This window comes from Seohaeicola zhoushanensis, from assembly GCF_014656415.1.
GTDB classification, from domain to species: Bacteria; Pseudomonadota; Alphaproteobacteria; order Rhodobacterales; family Rhodobacteraceae; genus Seohaeicola_A; species Seohaeicola_A zhoushanensis.
In genome coordinates this window covers 341,047-361,804 of record NZ_BNCJ01000002.1, presented here as the reverse complement: position 1 = coordinate 361,804, position 20,758 = coordinate 341,047, and the positions used below count along the sequence as shown (strand labels likewise).

The 20,758-nt window shown below is 66.0% G+C and carries 19 protein-coding genes; 13 read left to right on the top strand and 6 right to left on the bottom strand.

Annotated features, from left to right (window positions below; genetic code table 11):
* Positions 1 to 22 precede the first annotated feature (22 nt).
* A complete protein-coding gene (locus tag IE266_RS05790; protein WP_189679088.1) occupies positions 23 to 2,221 on the top strand; it encodes a response regulator in 2,199 nt (732 codons plus the stop codon).
* On the opposite strand, the gene yaaA is transcribed toward IE266_RS05790, so the two are convergent.
* The 3 genes from yaaA to IE266_RS05775 all read right to left on the bottom strand — a co-directional run bounded on the left by yaaA (position 2,209) and on the right by IE266_RS05775 (position 5,537).
* Positions 2,209 to 2,979, bottom strand: a complete 771-nt coding sequence (gene yaaA, locus IE266_RS05785; RefSeq protein WP_189679087.1) for a peroxide stress protein YaaA — start codon at positions 2,977 to 2,979, stop codon at positions 2,209 to 2,211. The genes IE266_RS05790 and yaaA overlap by 13 nt on opposite strands.
* A 131-nt stretch (positions 2,980 to 3,110) precedes the next feature.
* The gene (gene recQ / locus IE266_RS05780) at positions 3,111 to 5,153 is read right to left on the bottom strand and encodes a DNA helicase RecQ (RefSeq protein WP_189679086.1); all 2,043 of its coding nucleotides are present in this window, start codon (positions 5,151 to 5,153) and stop codon (positions 3,111 to 3,113) included.
* 96 nt (positions 5,154 to 5,249) lie between these two features.
* Positions 5,250 to 5,537 carry a YggT family protein gene (locus IE266_RS05775; protein ID WP_189679085.1) on the bottom strand — a complete coding sequence of 96 codons (288 nt, stop codon included), beginning with the start codon at positions 5,535 to 5,537 and terminating at the stop codon, positions 5,250 to 5,252.
* Positions 5,538 to 5,656: 119 nt separating this feature from the next.
* Between IE266_RS05775 and IE266_RS05770 the strand changes: the two genes are divergently transcribed.
* The 10 genes from IE266_RS05770 to IE266_RS05725 all read left to right on the top strand — a co-directional run bounded on the left by IE266_RS05770 (position 5,657) and on the right by IE266_RS05725 (position 15,614).
* Positions 5,657 to 7,024: an MFS transporter gene (locus tag IE266_RS05770; RefSeq protein WP_189679084.1), complete on the top strand. Its 1,368-nt coding sequence runs from the start codon at positions 5,657 to 5,659 to the stop codon at positions 7,022 to 7,024.
* On the top strand, positions 7,021 to 7,896 hold the full coding sequence (gene mepA, locus IE266_RS05765) for a penicillin-insensitive murein endopeptidase (RefSeq protein WP_189679083.1): 876 nt from the start codon (positions 7,021 to 7,023) through the stop codon (positions 7,894 to 7,896). The genes IE266_RS05770 and mepA overlap by 4 nt, the downstream gene beginning before the upstream one ends.
* Positions 7,897 to 7,992: 96 nt before the next feature.
* Positions 7,993 to 8,616 carry a queuosine precursor transporter gene (locus tag IE266_RS05760; RefSeq protein ID WP_189679082.1) on the top strand — a complete coding sequence of 208 codons (624 nt, stop codon included), beginning with the start codon at positions 7,993 to 7,995 and terminating at the stop codon, positions 8,614 to 8,616.
* Positions 8,617 to 9,203: 587 nt separating this feature from the next.
* Positions 9,204 to 9,623 carry an alternative ribosome rescue aminoacyl-tRNA hydrolase ArfB gene (arfB, locus tag IE266_RS05755; protein WP_189679081.1) on the top strand — a complete coding sequence of 140 codons (420 nt, stop codon included), beginning with the start codon at positions 9,204 to 9,206 and terminating at the stop codon, positions 9,621 to 9,623.
* A 27-nt stretch (positions 9,624 to 9,650) separates the two neighbouring features.
* A complete protein-coding gene (locus IE266_RS05750) occupies positions 9,651 to 10,397 on the top strand; it encodes an SDR family oxidoreductase (RefSeq protein WP_189679080.1) in 747 nt (248 codons plus the stop codon).
* A gap of 115 nt (positions 10,398 to 10,512) precedes the next feature.
* On the top strand, positions 10,513 to 11,529 hold the full coding sequence (locus IE266_RS05745; RefSeq protein ID WP_189679473.1) for a P1 family peptidase: 1,017 nt from the start codon (positions 10,513 to 10,515) through the stop codon (positions 11,527 to 11,529).
* A gap of 61 nt (positions 11,530 to 11,590) precedes the next feature.
* Entirely contained in the window at positions 11,591 to 12,004 is a 414-nt protein-coding gene (locus IE266_RS05740) for a c-type cytochrome (protein ID WP_189679079.1), read from the top strand.
* Complete coding sequence (idi, locus tag IE266_RS05735) at positions 12,001 to 12,552, top strand: isopentenyl-diphosphate Delta-isomerase (protein WP_229863905.1); 552 nt, start codon at positions 12,001 to 12,003, stop codon at positions 12,550 to 12,552. Before IE266_RS05740 ends, idi begins: the two co-directional genes overlap by 4 nt.
* Positions 12,553 to 12,605: 53 nt before the next feature.
* Positions 12,606 to 13,865 (top strand): flavin-dependent oxidoreductase, encoded by a 1,260-nt coding sequence (locus IE266_RS05730; protein ID WP_189679078.1) that lies wholly within the window; start codon positions 12,606 to 12,608, stop codon positions 13,863 to 13,865.
* A gap of 498 nt (positions 13,866 to 14,363) precedes the next feature.
* The gene (locus IE266_RS05725) at positions 14,364 to 15,614 is read left to right on the top strand and encodes an AAA family ATPase (RefSeq protein WP_189679077.1); all 1,251 of its coding nucleotides are present in this window, start codon (positions 14,364 to 14,366) and stop codon (positions 15,612 to 15,614) included.
* A 447-nt stretch (positions 15,615 to 16,061) separates the two neighbouring features.
* On the opposite strand, the gene IE266_RS05720 is transcribed toward IE266_RS05725, so the two are convergent.
* From IE266_RS05720 to IE266_RS05710, 3 genes are read right to left on the bottom strand one after another with little or no spacing between them, the layout of a single operon-like run.
* Positions 16,062 to 17,174: a CaiB/BaiF CoA transferase family protein gene (locus IE266_RS05720; RefSeq protein WP_189679076.1), complete on the bottom strand. Its 1,113-nt coding sequence runs from the start codon at positions 17,172 to 17,174 to the stop codon at positions 16,062 to 16,064.
* The gene (locus tag IE266_RS05715) at positions 17,171 to 17,836 is read right to left on the bottom strand and encodes a DsbA family protein (protein WP_189679075.1); all 666 of its coding nucleotides are present in this window, start codon (positions 17,834 to 17,836) and stop codon (positions 17,171 to 17,173) included. The genes IE266_RS05720 and IE266_RS05715 overlap by 4 nt, the downstream gene beginning before the upstream one ends.
* Positions 17,837 to 17,849: 13 nt before the next feature.
* A complete protein-coding gene (locus IE266_RS05710) occupies positions 17,850 to 18,356 on the bottom strand; it encodes a DUF721 domain-containing protein (protein WP_189679074.1) in 507 nt (168 codons plus the stop codon).
* Positions 18,357 to 18,438: 82 nt separating this feature from the next.
* Here IE266_RS05710 and mutY point away from each other — a divergent pair, with 82 nt between their 5' ends.
* Both mutY and IE266_RS05700 read left to right on the top strand, forming a co-directional pair.
* Positions 18,439 to 19,521 carry an A/G-specific adenine glycosylase gene (gene mutY, locus IE266_RS05705; RefSeq protein WP_189679073.1) on the top strand — a complete coding sequence of 361 codons (1,083 nt, stop codon included), beginning with the start codon at positions 18,439 to 18,441 and terminating at the stop codon, positions 19,519 to 19,521.
* Positions 19,522 to 19,569: 48 nt separating this feature from the next.
* A complete protein-coding gene (locus IE266_RS05700; RefSeq protein WP_189679471.1) occupies positions 19,570 to 20,703 on the top strand; it encodes an alkane 1-monooxygenase in 1,134 nt (377 codons plus the stop codon).
* Positions 20,704 to 20,758 lie beyond the last annotated feature (55 nt).

The window sequence follows — 20,758 nt, the reverse complement described above, 5'->3', positions numbered from 1 at the left end:
CACCCGAGGGGGGCCCAGGGCCATGAGCCTTGCCAACAAACTCGCCGAAGAGCGCCGCGCGCGCCTCGCCGCCGAGCGGTTGCTCGAACTCAAGCAGGCCGAACTCTCGGCCGCGAATCGCAAGCTCGGCCGCCACGCGCTGGCGCTGACCCGGCAGATCGGTGAGACTCAGGCCGAGGTTGCCACCGTCAGGGACGAAAACGCGCGGGTGAAATCCGACCTCACCGTCGCCCAGGAAAAGATCCAGATCGCCGAGCGGCGGCTCTGGCATTCGATCCAGACCATCGAGGACGGCTTCGCCTTCTTCGACGCCGACGGGCTGATGATCGGCGCCAATACCGCTTGGGTCGGCGCCTTCGACGGGCTGGAGGAGGTGGTGCCCGGCGTCTCCTACGCCCGCCTGCTGCAACTGCTGACCGACGAGGGGTTGGTCGATACGGAAGACCTGACGCCCACCGAATGGCGCGCCATGATGACCGAACGCTGGATGTCGCCCGCCCCCGATCCCATCGTGGCGCGCTGGTGGAACGACGAATACATCAAGCTGATCGACCAGCGCGGCCAGGACGGCGACGTGGTGAGCCTTGCGCTCAACATCACCGCCGCCGTGCATTACGAAACCAACCTCAAGACCGCCCGCGCCCGTGCAGAGGCGGCCAACCGCGCCAAGTCGGCCTTCCTCGCCAACATGAGCCACGAGATCCGCACCCCGATGAACGGCGTGGTCGGCATGGCCGAACTGCTGCTCGACACGCCGCTTGACGAGGAACAGCGGCTTTACGCCAGCACGATCCGAAGCTCGGGCGAGGCGCTGCTGGTCATCATCAACGACGTGCTCGACTACTCCAAGATCGAGGCCGACAAACTGGTACTGCACCCCACCGACTTCGACCTCGAACGCTGCGTGCACGAGGTGGTGCTGCTGCTGCAGGCCAGCGCCCGCGACAAGGGGCTGGCGATCCTCGTCGACTATGACCTTTTCCTGCCGACCCGCTTCCGCGGCGATCCCGGCCGCATCCGCCAGGTCCTGACCAACCTCGCCGGAAATGCGGTCAAATTCACGCGCGCGGGGCAGGTTCTGATCCGCGTGACCGGTGTGCCCGACCAGGCGACGGGCCTCTGCGAAATCCACGTGACGGTCGAGGATACCGGCATCGGCATCGCTGCCGACAAGATCGAGCACATCTTCGGCGAGTTCAACCAGGCCGATGACGAGCAATCGCGAGAGTTCGAGGGCACCGGCCTTGGGCTGGCCATCACCCAGCGCCTGATCGCGCTGATGGGCGGCAGGGTCTGGGTCGACAGCACCGAAGGCAAGGGGTCATGCTTCGGCTTCCAGGTGCAACTGCCCGCGCTCGACATGGCAGAAGGGCCACCGCTCCGCTTGCCCACGCACATGCGCAAGGCGATGGTGGTCGCGGAACAGCTCGCCACCCGCCGGATCATAGCGGGCCAGCTCACCCAGCTCGGCCTCGAGGTCATTGCGGCCTCCGGCAGCGCCGAGGCGCTCGACCGGATCGACTCCTCGGTCGACCTGATCGTCGCCAAGCACGCCATGAGTGGGATGGACGGGCTGGAACTGGCCGAGGCACTGCGCGCGGCGGGCTGGGACAGCCTGCCCTTCCTGCTGATCTCGGCCAACCCGGTCAGCGCGCAGAACGACCCGGCCTTCCCGCTGGTGCAGGGCATGCTGCAATACCCCTATTCCCGCGCCGGCCTCTTTTCCAGCCTCTCCGCCCTTGCCGGAGAACCAGCCGTGACGGCGGAACAAACGAATGAGCCCCCCCGCGCCATGCCTGCCCCGGACCCCGAGCTGCGGCTGATGCGGGTTCTGGCAGCCGAGGACAACCGCACCAACCAGCTGGTGCTCGCCAAGATGCTGAAACACTGCCGGATCGACCTGCATTTCGCCGCCAACGGGCAGGAAGCGGTGCAGGCCTTCCGCGAAATCGCCCCGGACCTCGTCCTGATGGACATCTCCATGCCCCGGATGGACGGCCGGGCCGCCACTCGCGAGATCCGCGACATCGAGGCCGAAAGCGGTGGCCATGTCCCCATTGTCGCGCTCACCGCCCATGCGATGGAGGGCGACGACGAGACCATCCTCGAAGCCGGGCTCGACCACGTGCTGACCAAGCCCCTGCGCAAGGCGCCGCTGCTCGAACGCATCGCCGCCGCCGCGCCACCCGACGCGGCGCCGCCGTTCGATCAGCTCGAATAGGGGCGCACGAAGACCGGGCGGTCGGGCGTCGACTGCTCGCGGTCGAGCGCGTAGCCGCCGCTGTCGAAATCGGCCAGCGCCGCAGGGTCGGTCAGCCGGTGCTGGATGACATAGCGCGCCATCGCGCCCCGCGCCCGCTTGGCAAAGAAGCTGACCACGCTGGCCTTGCCATCCTTGTCTTCCAGGAACACCGGCGTCACCACCCGCAGTTTCAGCGCCTTGAGATCGACGGCGCCGAAATACTCCTGGCTCGCGCAGTTCACCAGCACATCGGTGCCAAGCGCCTCAGCCTGGGCCCTCAACGCCTTGGCCGGCGCGTCGCGCCAGTAATCATACAGGTTCGCCCCCCGCCGCGTCTTCAGTCGGCTGCCCATCTCCAGCCGGTAGGGCTGGATCGCGTCGAGCGGGCGCAGGATGCCGTAGAGCCCCGAGAGGATGCGCAGATGCTCCTGCGCCCAGGCCATCTCCTCGGCATCGAGCGAGGCCGCGTCGAGCCCCTGGTAGGTATCCCCGGCAAAGGCCAGCGCGGCGGGGCGGGTGCTGCCGCCCTCGGGCGCCTCGGCGAAATCGCGGAAGCGGTCGCGGTTCAGCCGGGCAAGATCGGCGCTCAGCCCCATCAGCGCCCGCAGCGCCTCGAGCGTCAGCCCGCGTGCCGTCTTGGCCAGGCGCACCGCGTCCTCGGCGAAATCCGGCGTGGTCATCGCCACGTCACGTTCCGTCCAGTCCAGCCGCTTGGCCGGAGAAATCACCACCAGCATTCCAAATCTCCTGTCTTCGGGACGGAATTAGCCCGCGATGGCGCGGGCATCAACGTTTGAAGCCCGCACCCGAGCGGCAAAAAATTCCAGGAATTTTTTGCCAAAGTTTTCCTGGAAAACTTTGGCACCCTTCATCGCGCCCCGCTCAGCACCTCGAGGAACGCGGCGCCAAAGCGTTCCGCGCGGCGCTCGCCCAGCAGCCGTTCCAGCGCGCGGGCATCGCATTCGCCCAGTTGCGCCACCTTGGCCAGTTCCGAGGCGGTGCAGCTCATCACCTTGTCGATACCACCCTCGCCCCGCGTCAGTTCCGCCTGCACCGCCAGCAGCCGGTCGAACACCGCTCCCGCGTCGCGCCCGGCCAGCTTGCGGCGCGCCGGATGCACCACCTCGGCCGCGCCAGTAATGACCTCCAGGAAGGTCGCGCCATAGCGTTCCAGCTTCTTCGCCCCCACCCCGGCGATCCGCGCCATCTGGTCAAGCGTCTGTGGCCGGGTCTCGGCCATCTCGACCAGGGTGCGGTCGGGGAAGATCACGTAGGCCGGCACCCGCGCCGCCTCGGCCAGCGCCCGCCGCTTGGCCTTGAGCGCCGAAAGCAGCGGCGCGTCCTCGTCCGAGACCATGGCCCGCACCGCCGGCGTCCGCGTGGCCGCGCGCGAGATCGCCTCCTTGCCCAGCGTGATCCCCGCCTCGCCGCGCAGGATGGGCCGCGCCGCCTCGGTCATCCGCAGCGCGCCGTGGCGGTCCGGATCGGGGCGGACCAGGTCATGTCCCAGCATCTGCCGGAAGATCGCCGCCCACTGGCGCTTGTCATACTCCTTGCCCACGCCGAAGGTCGGCAGCAGGTCATGCCCTCGCGCGCGGATCTTGTCGGTGGCGGTGCCGGTCAGGATGCCGGTCAGATGGCCGGCGCCGAACCATTCCTCGGTGCGCAGGATCGCCGAGAGCGCCTTGCGCACCGCCGTGGTGCCGTCAAAGGTCTCGGGCGGGTTCTCGCAGAGATCGCAGTGGCCGCAGGGCTCCGCACTTTCGCCGAAATAGCCGAGCAGCACCTGGCGGCGGCATTTCAGTGCCTCGGCAAGGCCCAGCAGCGCGTTCAGCCGGCCATGGTCGGCGGCGCGGCGTTCCGGCGGGGCCTGCCCCTCGTCGATCTGGGACCGGCGCAGGCGGATGTCGTCGGGGCCGAACAGCGTCATCGTCTCGGCCGGGCCGCCATCGCGGCCTGCGCGTCCGATCTCCTGGTAATAGGCCTCGATCGACTTCGGCAGGTCGGCATGGGCCACCCAGCGGATGTCCGGCTTGTCGACGCCCATGCCGAAGGCCACCGTCGCCACCACCACCAGCCCGTCCTCGCGGGCAAAGCGGGTCTCGACGATGCGGCGGTCCTCGGCCTCCATGCCGCCGTGATAGGCGCAGGCGTTGTGGCCCTCGTCGCTCAGCGCCTTCGCCAGCGCCTCGGTCTTGGCGCGGGTGCCGCAATAGACGATGCCCGACTGGCCCCGGCGCGCGGCGGCATAGCTCAGGATCTGGGCGCGCGGGTTGTTCTTGGCGGCAAAGGCCAGGTGGATGTTTGGCCGGTCGAAGCCATGCAGGAAGCTCTGCGGCGCCTCGCCGTCGAACAGCTTCTGGACGATCTCGACGCGGGTTTCCTGGTCGGCGGTGGCGGTAAAGGCCGCCAGCGGCACGTCCAGCGCGCGGCGCAACTCGCCGATGCGCAGGTAGTCGGGGCGGAAGTCATGGCCCCAATGGCTGACGCAATGCGCCTCGTCCACCGCGATCAGCCGCACGCCGATGCGCTTGAACATCGCCACCGCGCCGCCGCCCGCCAGCCGTTCCGGCGCGAGGTAGAGCAGCTTGAGGTCGCCCCGCTCCAGCGCCTCCCAGACCGCCGCCGTCTCCTCGGGCGTATTCCCCGAGGTCAGCGCCCCCGCGCTCACCCCCGCCTCCTGCAGGCCGCGCACCTGGTCGCGCATCAGCGCGATCAGCGGCGAGATCACCACCGTGACCCCCTCGCGCAGCAGCGCCGGCAATTGGAAGCAAAGCGACTTGCCGCCGCCCGTCGGCATGATGGCCAGCACGTTACGGCCCTGCGTCACGGCATTGACGATATCTTCCTGCCCAGGGCGGAAACCGTCGAATCCGAATACGTCGCGCAACAGCGCCTGCGGGTCGGGCATGTCCGGGCGGGCCTTGAATCGATTTTTTATGTGTCTGCTCCAGAGAGCAATGTCACATACTAAGATTTGGTGAACAAGGCCCCGATGGCGGCAAATCTAGTAGAAGGCCGCCACGTTATTGACGAGGATCATGCGCAGCGCGATCACCGCCAGCAGCACCACCAGCGGTGCGAGGTCGATGCCCTGCATCCGCGGCAGGATCCGGCGCACCGGCGCGTAGAGCGGTTCGAGGATGCGCTGCAGGGTGTACCAGAGCTGGGCCACGAACTGCTGGCGCAGGTTCAGCACCTGGAACGAGATCAGCCAGCTCATGATCACATGGGCGATCACGAAGAACCACACCACGTCCAGGACCAGCATCAGGATGTCGAACAGCGACTTCATCGATCGTCTTCTCCTCTCGAACCTCCACCCACCTAAGACCGCCTGTGCAAAAGGGCAAGTGCGCGCTTGCCTGCATGGCCGTTCCCCTGTCTTATCGGCGCAAAACCAAGGGGACAGGCATGGCGGACATCTCGCAGAAGAAGCGCATCTGGGGCTGGTGGTTCTTCGACTGGGCCAGCCAGCCCTATCACACGCTGCTCGTCACCTTCGTCTTCGGCCCCTACTTCGCGGCCATCGCGGCGCAGCATTACCTCGCCACGGGACTGGCCGAGGAAGCGGCAAAGGCGCAGGCGCAGAGTACCTGGGCGGTGGGGATGCTGATCGCCGGCCTCATCATCGGCATCGGCGCGCCGATCATCGGGGCGATGGCCGATATCGCCGGGCGGCGGATGCCCTGGATGGTGGCCTTCTCGGTCATGTATGTGGCCGGCAGCGGCGCGCTCTGGTGGACCTATCCCGACGCCTCGAACCTCTGGGCCATGTTGGCCTGTTTCGTCATCGGCTTCATCGGGGCGGAATATGCGCTGATCTTCATCAACGGGCAGCTCCCCGACCTTGGCACCGACGAGGAGGTCGGCAAGATCTCGGGCTCGGGCTTCGCCTTCGGCTATCTCGGCGGGCTGCTCTCGCTGGTCCTGATGCTGCTGCTTTTCGTGGAACAGGGCAACGGCAAGACGCTGATCGGCATCGATCCGATCCTCGGCCTCGACGCCGCCGCGCGCGAGGGCACCCGCAGCGTCGGACCCTTCTCGGCGCTTTGGTACGCGGTCTTCATGGTCCCCTACTTCCTGTGGTACCGCGACCGCCCGCGCACCGGGCAGCGCGCCACGCTGGGCCGGGCGCTTGGCACGGTGGTGGCCTCTGTCTCCAAGCTGCGCCATCGCGGCAGCCTGGCCGCCTATCTCGGCTCGTCGATGTTCTACCGCGACGCGCTGAACGGGCTCTATGCCTTTGGCGGCACCTATGCGGCGCTGGTGCTGGACTGGCAGCTCACCGCCATCGGCATCTTCGGCATTGTCGCGCTGATCTCCTCGGCGCTGTTCTCCTGGCTCGGTGGCAAGCTCGACACACGGCTTGGGCCGAAACCAGTGATCCTGGCCTCGATCCTGGTGCTCATGGCGGTCTGCACCACCATCGTCGCCATGTCGCGCGAGCAGATTTTCGGCATTCCCCTCGGCCCCGAGTCCAGGCTGCCCGACGCCATCTTCTTCGGCTGCGGCGTGCTGATCGGCGGCCTGGGCGGCGTGCTGCAATCGGCCAGCCGCTCGATGATGGTGCGCCATACCGACCCCGACCTGCCGACCGAGCACTTCGGCCTCTACGGCCTTTCGGGACGCGCCACCGCCTTCCTGGCCCCCTCGCTGATCGCGCTGGTCACAAGCATGAGCGGGAGCACGCGCATCGGCCTCTCTCCGGTCATCGGCCTTTTCGCGCTCGGGCTGATCCTGCTAGTCTGGGTGAAACCGGAAGGAGACCGCGACAGATGAAACTTGCCCGAATGGCCGCCTGCCTGCTGACCACCCTCGCGCTGGCCCTGCCGGTGCAGGCGGAACCGCTCGCCAAGCAGCTTTTCGGAGCCAAGACGACACCGTCGCGGCAGAAATCCGCGGCCTATGGCAGCTATTCCAAGGGCTGCATGGCCGGCGCGGTGGAACTGCCGGAAACCGGACCGACCTGGCAGGCGATGCGGCTTTCCCGCAACCGCAACTGGGGCAGCCCCGAGATGGTCTCCTTCATCCAGGATCTCAGCGGCTTTGCCGCGCAACAGCCGGGGTGGCAGGGGCTGTATATCGGCGACATCAGCCAGCCGCGCGGCGGGCCGATGGTCTCGGGGCATGCCAGTCACCAGCTCGGACTCGACGCCGACATCTGGATGCTGCCGGCCTCGCGCATCAACCTGACCCGGAAGGAACGCGAAGCGGTCTCGCCGATCGACGTGACCCGCAACAAGGAAGCCTTCACCAACGGCAACTGGAGCCGGGCGCACCACCAGATCCTCAAGGCTGCCGCCTCGGACCCGCGCGTCGCGCGGATCTTCGTCTCGGCCGGGATCAAGCTGCAGATGTGCAACGACGAAAGAGGCGACCGCAGCTGGCTGCGCAAGATCCGGCCCTGGTGGAAGCACAACTATCACTTCCACGTCCGCCTCGCCTGCCCGCGCGGGATGCGCGGCTGCGTCGATCAGGATCCGCCACCCGCCGGGGATGGCTGCGATGACGCCCAGCAGTGGGTGAACGACATCCTGAACCCGCCGCCGCCGAAAAAGCGCGACCCCAACGCACCCAAGCCCAAGCCGCGCCGCGAATACGTGATGGCCGACCTGCCCAAGCAATGCATGGGCGTGCTGCGCGCCGACTGAGCCCTTGCGCGCAAGCCCGCGAAGGTCTAGACGCCTTGTCGCCCGCCGCACCGGCAGGCCAAGTCGCCGCAACCTTGTCAAAAACGGGCATCAGACATGAACCGCGCTTATCTTCCCGGCATCCTTGCCATGGCCGCCATCGTGGTGGCCTCGAATATCCTCGTCCAGTTCCTCTTCGGCCAATGGCTGACCTGGGGCGCCTTCACCTACCCCTTCGCCTTCCTGGTCACCGACCTGATGAACCGCCTCTACGGCGCCGGACCCGCGCGCCGCGTGGTGGCCGCCGGCTTTGCCGTCGGCGTGGTCTGCTCGCTGATCGGCACCCAGATTGTCGGCGAGTTCGGCCCGCTAGTGACGCTGCGCATCGCCATCGGCTCGGGCACCGCCTTCCTCGTCGCCCAGATGATGGACGTGGCGATCTTCTCGGCCCTACGCGAGAGCCGCTGGTGGCGCGCGCCGCTGGCCTCGACCCTGGTGGGCGCCTCGCTGGATACCGCGCTGTTCTTCTCGATCGCCTTCGCCAGCCAGCTGACCTGGATGGAGCAGGGCAACGACGTCTCCTGGGCCAACGAGGCACTGCCTCTCATGGGCCTTGGCCCGGTGGTGCCGCTCTGGGTTTCGCTCGCCACCGCCGACTGGCTGGTCAAGCTGAGCCTCGCTATGGTTGCGCTGGTCCCGTTCAGGATCATCGTGCAGCGCCTGCGGCCCGAGACCGCCTGACACCCTCGCCCAGGCGCAGCACGCCGGGGCGAAACCGCCCGCGGGGCCTGTGGATTATTCCTGAAATTGCCTCTTCGGACGGCTTTTGACAAAATCCCCTGCCCGGAAGCCCGACGCGAACACTGACCCCAAGAGGCACAACGGATAGTGGGCCCCCTCGGTTCCGTCCCTCTTTGTGGTGATTCCTTTTCGCCCTCCGGCCGCACTTCTGGCCTCCGAAACGGCCAATCCGGGCCAGTTTGGTTTCCGTAGCGTTAAATTGCACAGTTTTTGTGCAGCATCTCGGCAACGCTGGAGCCCTTTGCCCCCGCCTTCCGAAAAATCAATTGACCGTTAACGGAAACATGCGACCATCGCAGTTAGTGGCAACAACAGAAAAGGAGGTGATCCAGTGTCGAGAAAGGTATTGGAGCAAGGCGTCGGAACAGTTCGGGAGACGGCCTCCTGAGGCAACCCTTGGCGGCGCCGCCGCCCGAGCTGACCAGCTTTAGGTCTAACCGACCTTCCTCCTAAGAACTTTCGATAAGGGCCGTCCGACCACTCGGGCGGCCCTTTTTGATTGCCCCGACGCAGACTACAATCACCCCATGCTGCACGTATCCGACACCGTCGCCATCCAGGACTGGGAACTGACCGAAAGCTTCATGCGCGCCTCCGGGCCGGGCGGGCAGAACGTCAACAAGGTCTCGACCGCCGTCGAACTCCGCTTCGAGGCCGAGCGGTCGCCCAGCCTGACCCCTGCCGTCAAGGCCCGGCTGAAACGGCTGGCGGGGCGGCGCTGGACCCAGGACGGCGCGCTGGTGATCCAGGTCGACACCACCCGCAGCCAGGCCCAGAACCGCGACATCGCCCGCGAGCGGCTGGCCGAACTCATCGCACGCGCGCTGATCGCCCCGAAGAAGCGCATCGCCACCAAGCCAACCAAGGGCTCGATCCGCCGCCGCCTCGACGCCAAGACGCAGCGCGGCGAGATCAAGGCCTTGCGCAGCAGGGTCCGCGACCCCTAGGAATGGGCGAACACTTCGGAGGACAGCATGAGACTGGAAGGCAAGACCGCCATCGTGACCGGCGGCGCATCGGGCTTCGGCGCGGGCATCGTCAGGAAATTCGCGGCCGAGGGCGCGCGCGTGATGATCGCCGACATCAACGGCGACGCGGCGGCGGGCCTTGCGCGCGAGCTTGGCGACATGACCCTGGCGCAAACCGTGGACGTCGCCAGCGGCGCCTCGGTCGATGAAATGACCCGCGCGGCGCTCGCCGCCTTCGGCCAGGTCGACATCCTTGTAAACAACGCGGGCGTCACCCACCTGCCCAGCCTGCTGGAAGAGGTGAGCGAGGCCGATTTCGACCGGGTCTATGCGGTCAACATGAAATCGGTCTACCTGACCGCTCGCGCGTTGGTCGGCCACATGAAAGGCCGCACGACCGGGGCCATCCTCAACGTCGCCTCGACTGCCGGCCTCTCGCCACGTCCGAAGCTGAATTGGTACAATGCCTCGAAGGGCTGGATGATCACCGCGACCAAGACCATGGCCGTGGAACTCGCCCCTGCCGGCATCCGTGTCAACGCGATCTGCCCGGTGGCCGGCGAGACGCCTCTGCTCAAGTCCTTCATGGGCGAGGACACCCCCGAGATGCGCGCCAAGTTCCTCTCGACCATTCCGATCGGCCGCTTCTCGACCCCCGAGGACATGGGCAATGCCGCCTGCTTCCTCTGCTCGGATGAGGCCGGCATGGTCACCGGCGTGGCGATGGAAGTCGACGGCGGGCGCTGCATCTGACGGCGCGTCTGTGGTGACGGCGGACCGGGGCACTACCGCCGCCATTGTCTCTCGGACCAATGGCGAGACAATGGCGACCCCCGGAGATATTTGGAAAGAGAAGAAGGGCAAGGGGATGAAACCGGGCGAGCGCAATCTGATAACCGACGTCGCCGGCCTGAAGGTCGGCAATGCCTCGAATGCGACGCTGAAATCCGGCGTCACCGTGCTTACGGCAGACGCGCCCTTCACCGCTTCGGTCCATGTGATGGGCGGCGCGCCCGGCAGCCGCGAGACCGACCTGCTGGCCCCCGACAAGTCGGTGGCGGCGGTCGATGCGCTGGTGCTCTCGGGCGGCTCGGCCTATGGGCTCGACGCCTGCTCGGGCGTGGTCGACGGGCTGCGCGCGCGCGGGCGCGGCTTCCGCATCGGCCCGGCGGTGATCCCGCTGGTGCCGGGCGCCATCATCTTCGACCTGCTGAACGGCGGACGGAAGGACTGGGCCGAGAACCCCTATCGCGCGCTTGGCCGCGCCGCCTTCGAGGCGGCGGGCGAAGACTTCGACATCGGTACCGCCGGCGCAGGTACCGGCGCACTCAGCGCGATGCTCAAGGGCGGACTTGGCTCGGCCTCGCTGGTGCTCGAGAACGGCATCACAGTCGGCGCGCTGGTCGCCGCCAACCCGGTCGGCGCGGTCACGACGCCGGGCGACCGCCACTTCTGGGCCGCCCCCTTCGAGATCGACGGCGAATTCGGCGGCCTTGGCCCCGACCCGCGCGGCGGGCTGGGACGCGAAACCGAAAGCCGCAAGATGCAGGCGATGCGCAACCAGTCGAACGAGCGCGCCAATACCACCATCGCCATCGTCGCCACCGACGCCGCGCTGACCAAGGCGCAATGCCAGCGCCTCGCCACTGCGGCCCATGACGGCATCGCCCGCGCCGTGGTGCCCGCCCATACGCCGGGCGACGGCGACCTGGTCTTTGCGCTGTCTACCGGCGCACGCCCGCTGGAGGATGGCGGCGAACGGGCGCTGGCGCTGATCGGTCATGCGGCGGGCCTCTGCCTGGCCCGCGCCATCGCCCGCGCCATCCACCAGGCCCGCCCCGAACCCGGCGATCTGTTGCCCTGCTGGTCCGACGCGGCAATCTGACCGTTGAAACCGGGGCGCCGCCTTCGTTAGAACGGGGCACCCCATAGTTGGAGAAGCCCGAATGAACCGTATCGCAGCCACTCTGATCGCCGCCCTGATTGCCTCGCCCGCCCTCGCCGAAGGCGACGCCGCCAAGGGCGAGAAGGAATTCAACAAGTGCCGTTCGTGCCACGAGATCGTGTCGGACGCGGGCGAGGTCATCGTCAAGGGCGGCAAGACCGGGCCGAACCTCTTCGGCGCGCCAGGCCGCAAGGCGGGCAGCGTCGAGGGCTTCAACTATGGCGCCGACCTGGTTGCCGCCGGCGAGGCCGGGCTGGTCTGGGACGAAGAGTCCTTCGCCGCCTATACCCATGATCCGACCGGCTTCCTGAAAGAGCACACCGGCAATTCCAAGGCCAAGGCCAAGATGACCTTCAAGCTGAAGTCCGGCGGTGAAGACATCTATGCCTATCTCGTGAGCCTCGGGTCGAAGTGATCGATCCGGCCGAGGCCTCGGCGCTGATCCCGGCCTGGGTCGACGGCGTTCTGACACCCACCGGCAAGCTCGAGGCGCATACCAGGGGCCTGCGCCACATGGCCGTCTCGGTCTTCGTGCTGCGCGACGGCGAGGTGCTGCTGCAGCGCCGGGCGATGGGCAAATACCATACGCCCGGCCTCTGGGCCAACGCCTGCTGCACCCACCCCCACTGGGACGAGGCGCCCGAGGTCTGCGCCCGCCGCCGGCTCGACCAGGAGCTGGGGATCCGCGGCCTGGACCTCGACCACCGCCATCAGCTGGAATACCGCGCCGAGGTCGGCGGCGGCATGGTCGAGCACGAGCTGGTCGATGTCTTCGTCGCCGAGGCTGGGCCGGGGCTGCGGCTCGATCCGGACCCCTCCGAGGTGATGGAGACCCGCTGGGCCGGCTTCGCCGCCCTGCGGGACGAGGTGGCCCGCGCGCCCGAGACCTTCACCCCCTGGCTGCGGATCTACCTCGCCGACCACGCCGCCGAGATCTTTGGCGGAACCTTCGCGGCGGGCTAAGGCTTGCGCCCGGCCCATCCGGGTGGTTCTAGTGACCCTCGGGAGGACTTAGCATGACCGTATTGATTGCCGGAGGCGGGATCGCCGGGCTGACCATGGGCCTGACGCTGCACCAGATCGGCGTGCCCTTCCGCCTGTTCGAGAGCGCCGCCGAGATCCGGCCGCTGGGTGTCGGCATCAACCTCCAGCCCAACGCCGCGCGCGAGCTCTATGACCTCGGGCTGAAGGAGGGGCTGGAGCGCATCGGCGTGCGCACCCGGCAGATCGGCTTTCATACCAAGCACGGGCTGCGGATATGGGAGGAGCCGCGCGGCACCTGGGCCGGCTATGCCTGGCCGCAGTATTCGGTGCATCGCGGCGCGCTGCAGGTGATGCTCTACGAAACGCTGCTGGAACGGGCCGGACCGGCCTGCATCGAGACCGGCGCGCGGGTAGCGGGGTTCGCGCAGGACGAGGACCGCGCCGAGCTGATGCTGGCGGACGGGCGGCGCATCGACGGTGACCTGCTGATCGCCGCCGACGGCATCCGCTCGGCGATCCGGGCGCAGATGGTGCCGGACGAGGGCGAGCCGATCTGGAACGGTCAGGTGCTCTGGCGCGGCACCACGCCGGCCGACGCCTACTTCGGCGGCGGGGCGATGGTGATGATCGGGCACGACTCGCTGAGGCTGGTGGCCTATCCGATCAGCGAACCCGACCCGGCGACCAACATCGCCACCATCAACTGGATCGCCGAGAAACGCTTCGACCGCTCGGGCGGCTGGCGGCGGCAGGAGTGGAACCGGACGGTGGCGGCGGCGGACATCCTGCCGGACTTCGCGGACTGGCGGTTCGACTGGATCGACGTGCCGGCGCTGATCGGCGGGGCGGCGGAGATCTTCGAGTATCCGATGATCGACCGCGACCCGCTGGATCGGTGGAGCCATGGCCGGGTGACCCTGATGGGGGACGCGGCGCATCCGATGTATCCGGTCGGGTCGAACGGGGCGAGCCAGGCGATTGTCGACGCGCGGGTGATCGGGGCGAAGCTGCTGGCGCAGGGGATCGGGCCCGCGGCGCTGGCGGCCTACGAGGCGGAGGTGCGGCCGGTCACCACGGCGATCACCGGGGCGAACCGCAAGGGCGGCGGGCCGGACGGGGTGCTGCAGCGGGTCGAGGACCTGTGCGGGGGGATGTTCGAGGATATCGAGGAGGTGATCCCCCATGCCGATCTGGCGGCGCATTCGGCGAAATACAAGTCGATCGCGGGCTTCTCGATCGAGGCGCTGAACGCCCGGCCGGCCCTGATTCCGGCGGGGGCCAGGGTGGGCTGAAACAGGGCGGATTTGAGTGTCCCAGCTAGAACGGGGGATCAAGATATTGGAATTGCTTGATTTTCGTTGGGAGTGAATCTGGGACAGTGGTTTTCGGGGGTGGTAAGATCCCCCTTCCCCGACCTTGGCAACGGATCGTGTGGGGTTGTGGTGAGCGCCTTGCCGGAGGGATCGGTATTGACCGGGGCTTTTGATGGCAACCTGTGAAAGTGCCGGCGAAGCAGACGACGCCGCACGAGGGTTAGCCAGCCCAAGCGGCTGTTCGCAGCCCTTTCGCGACATTCGTTCGAGGCGCAGTATGTCGCGGGGCGCTGACACTATGGGCGGGAAGCGGAAATTCGCTGCGCCGATCACCGGATGACCGCTCTTGGAAGCTCCGTAAGAAGCAAATCGTCACGCGCTTCTGTGCACGAGATTGAAATCTTACCACATGGTCTTCGACGAGACTTGATGATAGTAGATTTCGTGACGGATATTCAAAAGTAGAGAACCAAGATCATGTCGCTTTTCTCCGGAACGCCCAAGCCAGAAGAGGTCTTTACTCCACGTTCATCCGACGTAAACCGCCGATCGTATATTCCGCGTCCAGATCTGGAAGAGGAACTCGCGGAGGGGCTAACTGAAAGTCAGCATCTGATCATTTTTGGAGAAAGCGGCAACGGCAAGTCATGGCTCTATAAAAGAGTTTTTGAAACTGAGCGCGTCTCTTATGAAGTCATCAACCTTGTTCAAGCCTCAAGACTGGGATCTCTCGGCGCCGCTTTCCAGGATAGACTCTCAAGGAATGAAGAACTCGAGAAGGAGGCTTATGAGCTGGTCAAATCAGGCGGCATCAAGCCGCAAGGTGTCGGCGTCGATTTCGAAGGGACTTGGACCTATGTAAAGGGCAAGAAAGAGCCTTTCGAAAGGCTTTTGGCTTACATTAGAAAGAAGGCTGGCAGGGGCAAGGCAGTAATCGTCTTAGATAATTTCGAGCAGATTTCCAGTGACGCGGATTTGTGCAAGCAAGTCTCGAATTGCATTATCCTCTTGGACGACCCCACCTATTCTCAGTATGAAGTTAAGATTGTAATTGTCGGAACCCCTGCTGGGATAGATGAAATACTTTCAAAAAGTGATAATCTTCAAACGATTTCAACGCGACTTAAAGAAATTCCGGAAGTTGAGCGGATGACGCCCAACGAAGCCAAGTCTTTAATGCGTTTAGGCCTTGAGAGTGCGTTGAAGCTGAAAGTGATAGGTAATAGCGACATTTTCTATGATCGGATGCTAAAGGTAACTGACAGAATTGCACTCGAGCTTCAAGAGTTGGGCTTAAAGATCGCAAAGGAGGCTCGAAAGAAGGATGGGAAAATAGATCAAGTTGTCTTCGACAGAGCGACTACTAAGTGGGCAAAAAATTCTATTCGCTCTACCTGTGCCATGTTGGCGGATCGTCTAAACTCAAATGAAACCAAGGCGGCAAGGCGGAACCAATGTCTATACGCTTGCGGTGAGATTACTAAAGACACCTTTACCTACAAGGATGTAGAAGCAAAGATTAGAGAGCTATTCCCTGAAACCACCAAAAATGTGGCCCTCAATGTATCCGGAGAGTTATCAAAACTTTCGAAGGATGAGAATCCACTGCTAAGGCGCATTGAGAGCCAAAAGTCTTACAGGCTTTCAAGCCCAAAAGTGCGAATGGCTATACGGACCATGCTGGCTATCAAAGAGGGTAAAGTCGTCCGCGTAATTAATGACATATAGAAATTAGGCAGCAGAAAGTCATCCCGCCTCGTTTTTGCATCATTGGAGCGACAACGCGCGAGGTGGTTAATGGTCTGTTCCAGCTGTAGATGAGTGGCGTCAGATGATCCGGCTCAAGGTCCGTTGCGTCCGCGTTGCTGACCTCTGCGCGCAAGGCCATGCTGCGTAATGCGTGAATGACTGGTCCGGTGAAGCTGCACCGCAGCGCTGGTGATCTTGGCGAGCGGCCGGTATGGGCCGATTGCTTCAAGTCTCTCCCGAGCCGGACGCCAGGCAGTCAAGTCCCCGTCCTGCGCATTGCCGCCACCAGCCATGGCGTAGCAAACCGTAAGCGGCCTTCAAGCGGCCATTGCGCTTCAACCCCTCACCACGCCATCCACCGCCCCCCTCCCCCGAGGGGGAGGGGAAGCGCCCCTGAGAGCGTGCGGCGTGGGTGGTGCCCCGCCTCTATTCGTCCTCGCCGAGCTTCGGCGCCGGGCGGTGGAGGGACAGTTCGGCGTCGGAGAAGCGCAGGGGGGTGCGAATGCCGGGCACGCCGTCGAGCGTGATCTGCATGCCGCGCGCCACCACCTGCGGGTCGGCCAGCACCTCGGAGAGGTCGTTGATCGGGCCTGCCGGCACGCCCTGCGCCTCGCAGCCGGCCAGCAGGTCGGCCTTGCTCCATCCCGCCGTGGCGCCGTTGAGGCGGGCGATCATCACGCGGCGGTTGGCAATGCGGTCCTTGTTGTGCAGGAACTCGGGCGCCTCGGCCATGTCGTCGAGGCCGAGCAGCCGGCAGAGCCGCTGGTATTGCCCGTCGTTGCCGGTGGCGATGATGATGAAGCCGTCGGCGCAGTCGAAGACCTCGTAGGGCGTCAGGTTCATGTGGGCATTGCCCATCCGCCCCGGCGCGACCCCGGTGGTGAGGTAGTTCAGCGCCTGGTTGGCGGTCACCGCCACCGCCACGTCGAGCAGCGCCATGTCGATGTGCTGGCCGCGGCCGGTGGTGGCGCGCTGGTGCAGCGCGGCGAGGATGCCGACCACCGAGTAGACCCCGGTGAAGATGTCGGTGATCGCGACGCCGGCCTTCTGCGGCTGCCCCTCGGGCGCGCCGGTGATCGACATCAGCCCGGACATGCCCTGGATGATGAAGTCATAGCCCGCGCGATGGGCATAGGGGCCGGTCTGGCCGAAGCCGGTGACCGAGCAGTAGATCAGCCGCGGGTTGACCTCTTTGAGGCTGTCGTAGTCGAGGCCGTATTTCTTGAGGCCGCCGACCTTGAAGTTCTCGATCAGGATATCGGCGTCCCTGACCAGCTCGCGCACGCGGGCCTGGCCCTCGGGCGAGGCGAGGTCGACGCGGATCGAGGCCTTGCCGCGGTTGGTCGAGTGGTAATAGGAGGCCGAGACATCCTCGTCCCGGGTCACGAAGGGCGGGCCCCAGGCGCGGGTGTCGTCGCCTTTCGGCGACTCCACCTTGATGACCTCGGCGCCGAGGTCCGAGAGCGTCTGACCGGCCCAGGGGCCGGCCAGGATGCGGGCGAGTTCGACGACCTTCAGGCCGGCCAGCGGTGCGCTCACTTGGCGAGCTCGGCGTCGATCACGGCCTTGAACTCGTCATAGGGCATGTTCTTGACCAGCTGCCCGTTGACGATGAAGCTGGGCGTGGCGTTGATCTTGTCCTTCTCGGCGTTCTCCTGGAACCAGGCGACCAGGGTCTCGGCCATGGTCTTGTCGGTCATGCAGGCTTCGAGCTTGTCGTTCTCGATGCCGGCGAGGCGGCCGATCTTCTTGAGTTCCTCGACGATCCCGTTCGGCTCGGCGGCGCGGGCCCAGGTGGACTGGCCCTTGTAGAGCAGGTCGGCGATGCCGAAGAATTTCTCCGGGCCGCCGCAGCGGGCGATCATCGAGGCCCAGAGGCCATACTTGTCGAAGTAAACATCGTGGTAGACCAGCTTGACCTTGCCGGTGTCGATGTAATCGGCCTTGAGGCGCTTGAAGCCGTCCTGGTGGAAGGCGGCGCAATGCGGGCAGGTGAACGAGGCGTATTCCACGATCGTCACCGGGGCGTCTTCCTGGCCGATGGACATTTCGACCACGCTCGACGTGTCGACTTCCGAGGCCGAAGCGGCGCCGATCGGGGCGGTCAGCTCGGTCGAACCGGGGGTCGATGTGTTCAGCGCGAAATAGCCCAGGCCCGCGGCGAGCACCACCGCACCCAAAAGTCCAAGTTTACGGGTCATGCCCCTACCTTTCTCAGCGTTTCGTGTTGCTTAATACGTTACGGCCCAGCCGTTCAAGCGCCGCGCGCAGGCCTTCGTCCTGGACCGGGGCGACGGCCTCGTGCGCCTCGCGCGCCGCCACCGGGTCTTCCGGTTTCTCGACCGGCCTGGGCGCCGGGTCGAAGGCGACCTGCCCCTCGGCAAAACCGGTGGGGGCGGTCTGGGTGATGCGCACCCGGCTGATGGCGTTGTAGCCGTAGACCGCGTTGATCCTGGCGCGGATCTGTTCCTTCTGCATTTCCAGCATCGGCGCCTGCGCCCCGGTGGTCAGCACCGTCAGCGTCGCGCCAAAGCCGCCCCGGCCATAGCCGACGTTCACCGGCCGGGCGATGGCCGCGATGTCGGCGCCGACGATCTCGGCCCAGTGGGTCAGCACGCGCGACACGGCAAAGCCCCGGCTTTCGCCGGCACGACGGATCTGGCCGTCGAGAAGGGCCGCGGTGCGCTTGAAGCCGCGCGTGGTGGACTGACGCTGTGCCATCTGTGGATTCCGCCGGTGGTTGGCTTATTGTAAGGACCGGGTGGGCGGGTGCCAGTGAAACCGCCCGGGCGGGACATAAATAATGCGTGACACCTTTGAAACCAGCGCCATAGGCGCGGCCCTGCTCGAGTGGTACGACACCCATGCGCGCGCCCTGCCTTGGCGTGTCGGCCCGGCCGAGCGCCGCGCGGGGGTGGAACCAGACCCCTATCGCGTCTGGCTGTCGGAGATCATGCTGCAACAGACCACGGTGGCGGCGGTGAAGGACTATTTCCACCGTTTCACCCGGCTCTGGCCGACGGTGGGCGACCTGGCCGCTGCCGAGGATGGCGCGGTGATGGGGGAATGGGCGGGGCTTGGCTATTACGCCCGCGCGCGGAACCTGCTGAAATGCGCGCGGGTGGTGGCCGCCGAGCATGGCGGCGTCTTCCCGCGCGATCACGACACCCTGCTGGGGCTGCCCGGCATCGGCCCCTATACCGCCGCCGCGATCTCGGCCATCGCTTTCGACGCGCCCGAGACGGTGATGGACGGCAATGTCGAACGGGTGGTGGCGCGGCTTTGGGATATCCACACGCCCCTGCCCACCGCCAAACCCGAGCTTTACGGCCTGGCCGAAGCCCTGACGCCGCAGCAGCGCCCCGGCGACCATGCCCAGGCGATGATGGACCTCGGCGCGACGATCTGCACGCCGAAGAACCCGGCCTGCGGGATCTGCCCGCTGCGCGCGCCCTGCGCCGCCCGTGCCGCCGGCACCGCGCCGCTGCTGCCGAAGAAGGCCGAGAAGAAGCCCAAGCCGGTGCGGCGCGGCATCGCCTATATCGCGCGGCGCGCGGATGGCGCGCTGTTGCTGGAGCGGCGGCCGGACAAGGGGCTGCTGGGCGGGATGCTCGGCTGGCCGGGGTCGGACTGGGGCGAGCGCGCGCTCGACGCGCCGCCGATCCGCGCCGAATGGCAGGTGCTGCCGGGCGAGGTGCGCCATACCTTCACCCATTTCCACCTGATCCTGGAGGTGCGCCATGCCACGGTTGCGCCCGGAATGCTCCCCGAGAGGGGCGCATTCCTGGAACATGGTGAATTCCGGCCTTCGGATCTTCCGACCGTGATGCGCAAGGCCTATGATCTGTGGCGCGGCGGTGCGGACGGTCGCGGAAGGAACGGTTAACCAGAGACCCCTAGGAACATGGCGATCAACCGACAGCTGGAGTTCGACATGACCTCGCCGGAAAAGCTGGCCCGCTGGCAAAGCGTGCTGCCCTTCGCCACCTCCTTCCTCCTGGTGCCGCTGCTCTGGTTCGGGGCGATGATGGGCGGGCTCTGGGTGCTGCTCGTCGTCGTGGTGACCTGGAACGCCTATACCGCGCTGGACAAGGTGCTGGGGCTGAACCTGGAGAATGCCGACCCCGAGACGGCCGAGGACCAGTTGACCTGGTACAAACTGCTCACCTGGGCCTGGGTGCCAGTGCAATTCGTCACCCTGTTCAGCCTGATCTGGTACGCGACGCGGGCCGACCACCTTGGCACGCTGGAACGGATCGGGCTGTTCTTCGGCGTCGGCGTCGTCACCGGGACCATCGGGATCAACTACAGCCACGAGCTGATGCACCAGAAGGCGCGGGCCGAACGCTGGCTGGGCGACATCCTGCTGGCGATGGTGATGTATTCGCATTTCCGCTCGGAGCACCTGCTGGTGCATCATCTGTACGTCGGCACGCCGCGCGACCCGGTCACAGCGCGCTATGGCGAGGGGTTCTGGCGTTTCTTCGGGCGGGTGCTGGTGCAATGTGCCAAGTCCGCCTTTCGGGCCGAGAAGGCGCAGCTGGCGCGCAGGGGCCTGCCCTGGACCGACCGCTCCAACCCCTTCTTCCGCTACTGGGTGTTGCAGGCGGTGTTCATCGCGCTGGCCTTCGCGCTTGGCGGCTTTGCCGGGGTCGGGCTGTTCCTGCTGCAGGCCTTTGTCGCGGTCTTTCACCTGGAGATGGTGAATTACGTCGAGCACTACGGCCTGTCGCGCAAGCACCTGGGCAATGGCAAATATGAACACGTGCTGCCCCGCCATTCCTGGAACGCGGCGCAGAAGGCGTCGAACTGGCTGCTCATCAACCTGCAGCGCCATTCCGACCATCATTACAAGCCGAACCGCCGCTTTCCGCTGTTGCAGAACTATACCGAGGACGAGGCGCCGCAGCTGCCACATGGCTATGCCGTGATGACCACGCTGGCGCTGATGCCGCGCCTCTGGCGGCGGGTGATGAACCCGAGGGTGCGGCGCTGGCGGGCGATGTATTACCCCGAGATCACCGACTGGACGCCCTACAACAAGGGCGCCACGCCGCTGCCGCGCTGAGGCCGTTCAGCAGTTCTTAACGGCTTGCTGGCAGAACGGGGCATCGCCCGGATCG